The sequence below is a fragment of the Phenylobacterium sp. genome (genome assembly GCF_037189685.1).
In the GTDB taxonomy this organism is placed as follows: domain Bacteria; phylum Pseudomonadota; class Alphaproteobacteria; order Caulobacterales; family Caulobacteraceae; genus Phenylobacterium.
Map to the genome: position 1 here is coordinate 302,720 of NZ_JBBCIT010000014.1, position 7,426 is coordinate 310,145.

Consider the following 7,426-nt stretch of genomic DNA (forward strand, 5'->3'; position numbering starts at 1 on the left):
CTATAACGTCTCCGTCCGCGCCCCGCAAGCGCCGAGGAGCCGCAGGCAGGCGTCGGGAATCTCGTCGAAGCTGTCCGCCAGGATGTCTGGATGAAGATCGGCCGGCGGGATCGCGGTGTAGCCGAAGGTCACGAGGATCAGGCCGGCGCCGGCGGCGCGCGCGGCGCCGGCGTCGGGGGCGGCGTCGCCCACCAGCACGGCGCGCCGGATATCGCCCCCGGCGGCGGCGATGGCGGTCTGCAGGTGTCGGGCGTCGGGCTTGATGGCGGGGGCGAGGTCGGCGCCGACGATGGCGTCGAAGTGAGGCGAGAGGCCCAGTCGGTCCAGGAGGGCGACCGACAGTTCGGTCCGCTTGTTGGTGCAGACGCAGAGACGAGCGCCCGCCTCACGGAGGACCAGGAGCGCCGACTCGCAGCCGGGAAAGGGACGGCTCTCATCGGCGATGTGCTCGCGGTAGTGGTCGATGAAGCGGTCGAAGAGCGCCTGGCTCCGTGCGGGCGTCAGCATCTGGCCGGCCGCCTGGAAGCCCCGCTCGATCATCCATCGCGCCCCGTTTCCGATGAAGGGTCGGGCTTCGGCGAGCGGAAGCGGGGCCAGACCCTCGTCGGCCAGCAGGACGTTCAGCGTGCCGATCAGGTCGGGCGCGGTGTCCACGAGTGTCCCGTCGAGGTCGAAGGCGACCGTCGCGCCCGCGAGGGGCTGCGATGCAGACGTCATGGAGAATCTCCGGAAACAGGCCCGCGAGGCGCGCCATTCCTCGCACCCCGCCACAAGGCTTGCTAAGCGGGGGCGGACGAAGACTCAAGTCGGGCCGGGAGAACCGTATGACCGCCAGAGCCGCCGTGATCATGGCCGCGGGCCAGGGCACGCGGATGAAGTCGCCGCTGCCCAAGGTGCTGCACCGGGTGGGGGGGCGGACCCTGCTGGACCGGGTGATCGACACCGTCCAGGCGGCGGGGTGCGAACGGATCCATGTGATCGTGGGGACCCACAGCCCGGCGGTGCGCGACCTGGTGACGGCCCGCCTGGGCGTCGACGCCGCCGTGACGCAGGACCCGCCGAGGGGGACCGGGCACGCCGTGCTCTGCGCGCGCGACGCGCTGGCCGACCACGACGGCGAGGTGCTGATCGTCAACGGCGATTGCCCGCTGCTCCAGGCCCAGGACCTGGAACCGCTGTTCGAGCTGCGGCGCACGGGCGCAGCCCTGGCCCTCATCGGCTTCGAACCGGCCGATCCCCTGATGTACGGTCGCGTCATCCGTGGCGCGAACGGCCACGTCATCCGCATCGTCGAGGCCGCCGACGCCAACGAGGAGGTCCGGGCCGTACGCCTGTGCAACGGCGGCATGTATGTGGCCGGCCGCGCGGACCTGTTCCGCTGGCTCTCGCGCGTCACGAACGACAATCCCAAGGGCGAGTACTACCTGACCTCGATCATCGCCGAGGCCGTCCAGGAGGAACTGGACGTGCGCGCCCATGTGGCCCCCGAGACGGCCGTGATGGGCGCCGACACCCAGGCCCAGCTCTCCCAGGCGGAGGGGATCTTCCAGCGTCGCCGCCGCGAGCAGTTCCTGGCCGACGGGGTCGCCATGCCGGCGCCCGAGACGGTGCATTTCTCGTGGGACACCGAGGTCGCGGCGGGCGCGACCGTCGAACCCTACGTCGTCTTCGCGCCGGGCGTGCGCGTGGAGGCGGGCGCCGTGATCCGGGCCTTCAGCCACCTGGAGGGCGCGGTCGTGCGCGCAGGCGCCCTGGTCGGCCCCTATGCGCGCCTGCGGCCGGGCGCCGACATCGGCGAGGCCGCCCATATCGGCAACTTCGTGGAGGTGAAGAAGGTGGCCGTGGGCAAGGGCGCCAAGGCCAACCACCTGGCCTATCTGGGCGATGGGACGGTGGGCGCCGGCGCGAACATCGGCGCAGGCACGATCTTCTGCAACTACGACGGCTTCTTCAAGTACGACACCCACGTGGGCGAGGGGGCCTTCGTCGGCTCGAACTCGGCCCTGGTCGCGCCGGTGACGATCGGGACGGGGGCCTATGTGGGCTCGGGCTCGGTGATCACCCGCGACGTCGCGCCCGACGCCCTGGCGCTGGGCCGCGGTCAGCAGGCCGAGAAGGCAGGGTGGGCGGCCCGGTTCCGCGCCGCGATGACGGCGAAGAAGGCGGCGAAACCCCGGTGAACGACGCGGACGCCCAGAAGCGGGCCGCCGGCGAGGCGGCGGCGGCGCTCGTGATCCCGGGCATGGTGGTGGGCCTGGGCACCGGCTCGACGGCCGCCTGGTTCGTGCGGGCGCTGGGCGCGCGCGGGCTGGATATCGTGGGCGTGCCGACGTCGAAGGCCACGGCGGACCTGGCTGCGGGCCTCGGAATCCGCCTGGGCGAGCTGGGCGAGACCAAGGCGATAGACCTGACCGTCGATGGCGCCGACGAGGTCGGGCCGGGCCTGTCGCTCATCAAGGGCGGTGGTGCGGCCCTGTTGCGTGAGAAGCTGGTCTGGGAAGCGTCGAAGTCCTGTGTCGTCATCGCCGACGCGGCCAAGCAGGTGAAGATGCTGGGGAAGTTCCCCCTGCCGATCGAGGTGGTGGCCTTCGGCCATGCGACCACGGCGCTCCGCGTCTGCGACGCCCTGGCGGAATGCGACATCGGGATCGCGCCCGTCCTGCGCCGCAAGGATGGCGAGCCGGTGAGAACCGACGGCGGCAACCTTATCTATGACGCGCACTGCGGCCGGATCGAGGAGCCGGCGGCCCTGGCGGCGGCGCTGAAGAGCGTCACCGGCGTGGTCGACCATGGCCTTTTCCTCGACCTCGCGGACCGCGCCCTGATCGGCACGCCGGCGGGCGTGGTCGAAATCGAACCGTAAGGAGCTCCAGCGTGGCGGGCTATGACTACGACCTCTTCGTCATCGGCGCCGGCTCGGGCGGCGTCCGGGCGTCGCGCCTCGCGGCCATGACGGGCGCCAAGGTGGCGGTGGCGGAAGAGCATCGCGTGGGCGGCACCTGCGTCATCCGCGGCTGCGTGCCCAAGAAGTTCATGGTCTATGCCTCGGAATACGCCCGGCATTTCGAGACGGCCCGAGGCTATGGATGGGAGGTCGCCGAGCCGGCGTTCGACTGGCCCCGGTTCCTGATGGCGAAGGACAACGAGATCGCCCGCCTGTCGGGCATCTATGTGCGCAACCTCCAGAACGCCGGCGTGGAGCTGGTCCACGGTCGCGCCCGGCTCAAGGACCGGCACACCGTCGAGGTGGACGGCCACGGGACGGTCACGGCGGAGAAGGTCCTCGTCGCCACCGGCGGCGCGCCCTGGATGCCGCGCGAGCTGCCGGGGATCGAGCACGCCATCACCTCCAACGAAGCCTTCCACCTGGAGCAGCTTCCGAAGCGCATCGTGATCGCGGGCGGCGGCTACATCGCCCTGGAGTTCGCGGGCATCTTCAACGGCCTGGGCGTGGACACGACGGTGGTCCATCGCGGACCCAACGTGCTGCGCGGCTTCGACGACGACATCCGCAGCCACGTGGCCGAGGAGATGGAGGCCCAGGGGGTCAAGATCCGGCTCGGCACCCAGATCGCCGCGATCGAGAAGACGGCCGACGGACTGGTCGCCACGTGCGCGGACGGCCACGGCCTCGAGGCCGACGTGGTGATGTTCGCCCTCGGTCGCGCGCCCTATGCCGACGACCTGGGCCTGGAGGCGGCGGGCGTCGCCCGCACCGAGACCGGCGCGGTGAAGGTGGACGAGTATTCCCGCACCAGCGTCGACAACATCTGGGCCGTGGGCGACGTCACCGACCGGATCAACCTGACGCCCGTGGCCATCCGGGAAGGCGCCGCCTTCGCCCAGACCGAATTCTACGGCAATCCCACCACCTTCGACCACGACATGGTGGCTTCGGCCGTGTTCACCCAGCCGCCGGTCGGCTCGGTGGGCCTGTCCGAGGCCGACGCGCGGCGCGCGCACGGCGGCAAGATCGACATCTACCTCGCCAGATTCCGGCCGATGAAGGAGACCTTCTACGGCGGCCAGCAACGGGCGCTCATCAAGCTGGTGGTGGAGCAGGACAGCGAGAGGATCCTCGGCTGCCATGTCGTCGGGCCGGACGCCCCCGAGATCATCCAGATGGCCGCCATCGCCCTCAAGATGGGGGTCACCAAACCGCAGTGGGACGCCACCTGCGCCGTCCATCCGACCCTGGCCGAGGAACTGGTGACCATGCGTGAGAAGTCCGCGCCGCCGGCCCTGGGCCAGGTCGCCTGAGCCGGCCCGCCGTCCGCATGGCCTTATCGCCGGCAGCCGCGACGGCGCGCCTGGGCGGGGCCCTCCGTCGCGTCGAGGGCTGGGCGCTCGTGGTCGGGGCCGGCCTGACGCCGCTCCTGGCGTGGCTGGGACCACTGGGCTTCGCGCCGCTCCTGGGCCTCATGGGGCTGCTGTGCCTGGGCGCCGTTCGCGCAGGCGGGCGGGAATGGCCGCTGGCGTTGATCCTGGTCCTGGCGGTGGTCTGGGCGGTTCTGTCCCTGGCCTGGAGCCCGCACCACCCTGGACGCCTGGAGGACAACACCGCCCTGAAGCTCGCGCTGCAGGCGCCGCTCTACTGGGCCGTCTGGTGCGCCGCGCGACGCGCCGATCCCGACCTGAGGCGTCGCGCCCTCCGCGTCCTCGCCTGGGGACTCGCCGCATATGGCGTCCTGCTGACGGTCGAGGCGCTCACCGGCGCCGCACTCTATCAGGCCCTGCGCGCTGCGATCGGCGACCCGATCCGTCCCGACCTGGCGCAGAAGAACGTGGCCCAGGGCGCGTTCGCCCTGGCCCTGCTCTGGCCCATCGCCTGGGTGGGCGGTCTGCGGGCCGGAGCCCCGGGCTGGCTCGGGCTTCCGATGGGCGCGGGCGTCGCGCTGCTGGCCTGGGATTTCGGCTATGACGCCGTGCTCGCTTCGGTGGGCCTGGCCGTCGCGACCGCCGGGCTGGTCCTGGTCTGGCCGCGCTCGGCGCCGAAGGCCGTGGGCCTGGGCGCGGCGGTCCTGGTGGTGGCCATGCCCGTGGTGCTGATGGTGTTGCGTGCGGCGGGCTTCGGCGCGGCGGGCCTGCCGGAATCCTGGTCCCAGCGCGTCGGCTACTGGCTCTACGCCCTGGACCGTATCGCCGAACACCCCTGGCGGGGGTGGGGCCTGGACGCGAGCCGCGCCTTCAGCCCCGACATTCAGCTCCATCCGCACAACGGTCCTTTGCAGCTCTGGCTGGAACTGGGGCTGGTTGGCGCCGTGGCGGGCGGCCTGGCCTGGGCCTTCGTGTTCCGCCGACTCGTGCGGGACGAGCGGAGTGTGGTGGCGGCGGGGATCGCGGGGTCGGGCGCCGTCTACCTCCTGTTCGGGGCCGTCAGCTTCGGGATCTGGCAGGAGTGGTGGTTGGCCCTGGGCGCGCTGGCCGCGAGCGCCGCCGCCCTGGCCGATGGCGAGGATGTCGCGGCGACCACCTGACCAGCGACAACGACTCCGGCGACAACGCTCTGGCGAGCTTCCGCCCGTGGCGACGCTGCCCATCGACGCTGCGGACCAATACGCGTAAAACGCCCGGCCCGCCGACGACGGCGGCGACCGGACCGAAGACCATGACCGAACACTGGAACCCCGCATCCTGGCGCGCCAGGCCCGCGAAGCACATCCCGACCGACTATCCGGATCTGGCCGAGCTGAGCCGCGTGGAAACCCAGCTCCGCAAGATGCCCCCACTGGTGTTTGCGGGCGAGGCTCGCCGCCTGAAGGGTCTCCTGGGCGACGTGGCGGCCGGCAAGGCGTTCCTGCTCCAGGGCGGCGACTGCGCCGAGAGCTTCAAGGAATTCGCGGCCGACAACATCCGCGACACGTTCCGCCTGATCCTGCAGATGGCGGTCGTGCTGACCTTCGCCGGGGGCAAGCCGATCGTGAAGGTGGGCCGCATGGCCGGCCAGTTCGGCAAGCCGCGCAGCTCGCCGGTCGAGACGATCGGCGGCGTCGAGCTGCCGTCGTACCGCGGCGACAACATCAACGGCATGGATTTCACGTCCGAGAGCCGGACGCCCGATCCCCAGCGGCTGATCCAGGCCTACGGCCAGTCGTCGTCGACGCTCAACCTGCTGCGCGCCTTCGCGGGCGGCGGCTATGCCGACCTCTACAACATCCACCGCTGGACCCTGGGCTTCGTGAACGACAGCCCGCAGGGCGCGCGCTACCGCGAGCTGTCGGAGAAGATCTCCGAGGCGCTGACCTTCATGGCGGCCATCGGCGTCACGCCCGAGACCCATCCCGAGATGCACCGGGTGGAGTTCTTCACCAGCCACGAGGGCCTGCTGCTGGGTTACGAGGAGGCCATGACCCGGGTCGATAGCACCTCGGGCGAATGGTACGACACCTCGGCGCACCTGCTCTGGATCGGCGAGCGCACGCGCCAGCTCGACGGGGCGCACATCGAGTTCTTCCGCGGCATCAAGAACCCCATCGGCGTGAAGGTGGGGCCGACGCTGGAGGCCGACGAACTGAACCGCCTCATCGACGTGCTGAACCCGAAGGCCGAGCCGGGCCGGCTCACGCTGTACGGCCGCTTCGGGCACGACAAGATCGCCGACCGTCTGCCCGGCCTGCTGCGCGCCACCAAGGGGCGCAGCGTGGTGTGGGCCACCGACCCGATGCACGGCAATACCCTGACGGCCGCCAACGGCTACAAGACGCGGCCCTTCGACCGCATCCTGTCGGAGGTGAAGAGCTTCGTGCAGATCGCCGAGTCCGAAGGCGTGCATCCGGGCGGCGTCCACCTGGAGATGACCGGTCAGAACGTCACCGAGTGCCTCGGCGGCGCGCGGGCCCTGTCCGAGGGCGACCTGGCGGACCGCTACCACACGCACTGCGACCCGCGCCTCAACGGCGAGCAGGCGCTGGAGCTGGCCTTCCTGGTGGCCGAAAAGCTCAAGGAAGAACGCCTGGAAGCGGCGCTGCGCGCGGCGATCTGACCGCATGGGCGGCATGGCGAGGTCGGCGGGCCGTTCCGCGTTCGGCGGCGACCCGGCCAGCTACCACGCCGTCCGTCCCGGCTATCCCGACTGGGTTTACGAGACGCTGTGCGGTCTCTGCGGTCTGCGCCCGGGCGCGGCGGTGTTCGAGGTCGGCGCTGGGACGGGGACCGCCAGCGAGCGGCTGCTGGCCTTGGGCGCACGTCCGTTGCTGGCGATCGAGCCGGATCCGCGGATGGCCGGCCACCTGCGCGAACGGATCGCTTCGAGCGAACTGCAGGTCGTACTGGGCGCCTTCGAGGACGCGGACCTGCCGTCGGGCGCCTTTGACCTCGGCGTCGCGGCCACGTCCTTCCATTGGGTCGAGCCGGCCGGGGGCCAAGCGAAAGCCCTGCGCCTGCTGAAGCCCGGCGGCTGGTGGGCGATGGTCTGGAACGTGTTCGG

Annotated in this window: 7 protein-coding genes; 6 read left to right on the top strand and 1 reads right to left on the bottom strand. The window is 71.3% G+C overall.

The window, feature by feature from the left end:
- On the bottom strand, positions 1 to 717 hold the full coding sequence (gene gph, locus WG212_RS11485) for a phosphoglycolate phosphatase (protein WP_337187227.1): 717 nt from the start codon (positions 715 to 717) through the stop codon (positions 1 to 3).
- Positions 718 to 824: 107 nt separating this feature from the next.
- Between gph and glmU the strand changes: the two genes are divergently transcribed.
- The 6 genes from glmU to WG212_RS11515 all read left to right on the top strand — a co-directional run.
- Positions 825 to 2,180, top strand: coding sequence for a bifunctional UDP-N-acetylglucosamine diphosphorylase/glucosamine-1-phosphate N-acetyltransferase GlmU (glmU, locus tag WG212_RS11490; protein ID WP_337187228.1), 1,356 nt, complete (start codon positions 825 to 827; stop codon positions 2,178 to 2,180).
- A complete protein-coding gene (gene rpiA, locus WG212_RS11495; protein ID WP_337187229.1) occupies positions 2,177 to 2,863 on the top strand; it encodes a ribose-5-phosphate isomerase RpiA in 687 nt (228 codons plus the stop codon). Before glmU ends, rpiA begins: the two co-directional genes overlap by 4 nt.
- 11 nt (positions 2,864 to 2,874) lie before the next feature.
- Positions 2,875 to 4,260 (top strand): glutathione-disulfide reductase, encoded by a 1,386-nt coding sequence (gor, locus tag WG212_RS11500; RefSeq protein WP_337187230.1) that lies wholly within the window; start codon positions 2,875 to 2,877, stop codon positions 4,258 to 4,260.
- 17 nt (positions 4,261 to 4,277) lie between these two features.
- Entirely contained in the window at positions 4,278 to 5,477 is a 1,200-nt protein-coding gene (locus WG212_RS11505; protein ID WP_337187231.1) for an O-antigen ligase family protein, read from the top strand.
- Between the two features lie 131 nt (positions 5,478 to 5,608).
- A complete protein-coding gene (locus WG212_RS11510) occupies positions 5,609 to 6,982 on the top strand; it encodes a 3-deoxy-7-phosphoheptulonate synthase class II (RefSeq protein ID WP_337187232.1) in 1,374 nt (457 codons plus the stop codon).
- Positions 6,983 to 6,995: 13 nt separating this feature from the next.
- Positions 6,996 to 7,426, top strand: a 431-nt coding sequence (locus WG212_RS11515) for a class I SAM-dependent methyltransferase (RefSeq protein WP_337187233.1), incomplete at its 3' end; no start/stop codon positions are given.

Excerpts from the sequence above, each read along its gene's own strand:
- gph (WP_337187227.1), bottom strand. The coding sequence starts at position 717 with ATGACGTCTGCATCGCAGCCCCTCGCGGGCGCGACGGTCGCCTTCGAC.
- glmU (WP_337187228.1), top strand. The coding sequence starts at position 825 with ATGACCGCCAGAGCCGCCGTGATCATGGCCGCGGGCCAGGGCACGCGG.
- WG212_RS11505 (WP_337187231.1), top strand. The coding sequence starts at position 4,278 with ATGGCCTTATCGCCGGCAGCCGCGACGGCGCGCCTGGGCGGGGCCCTC.
- WG212_RS11510 (WP_337187232.1), top strand. The coding sequence starts at position 5,609 with ATGACCGAACACTGGAACCCCGCATCCTGGCGCGCCAGGCCCGCGAAG.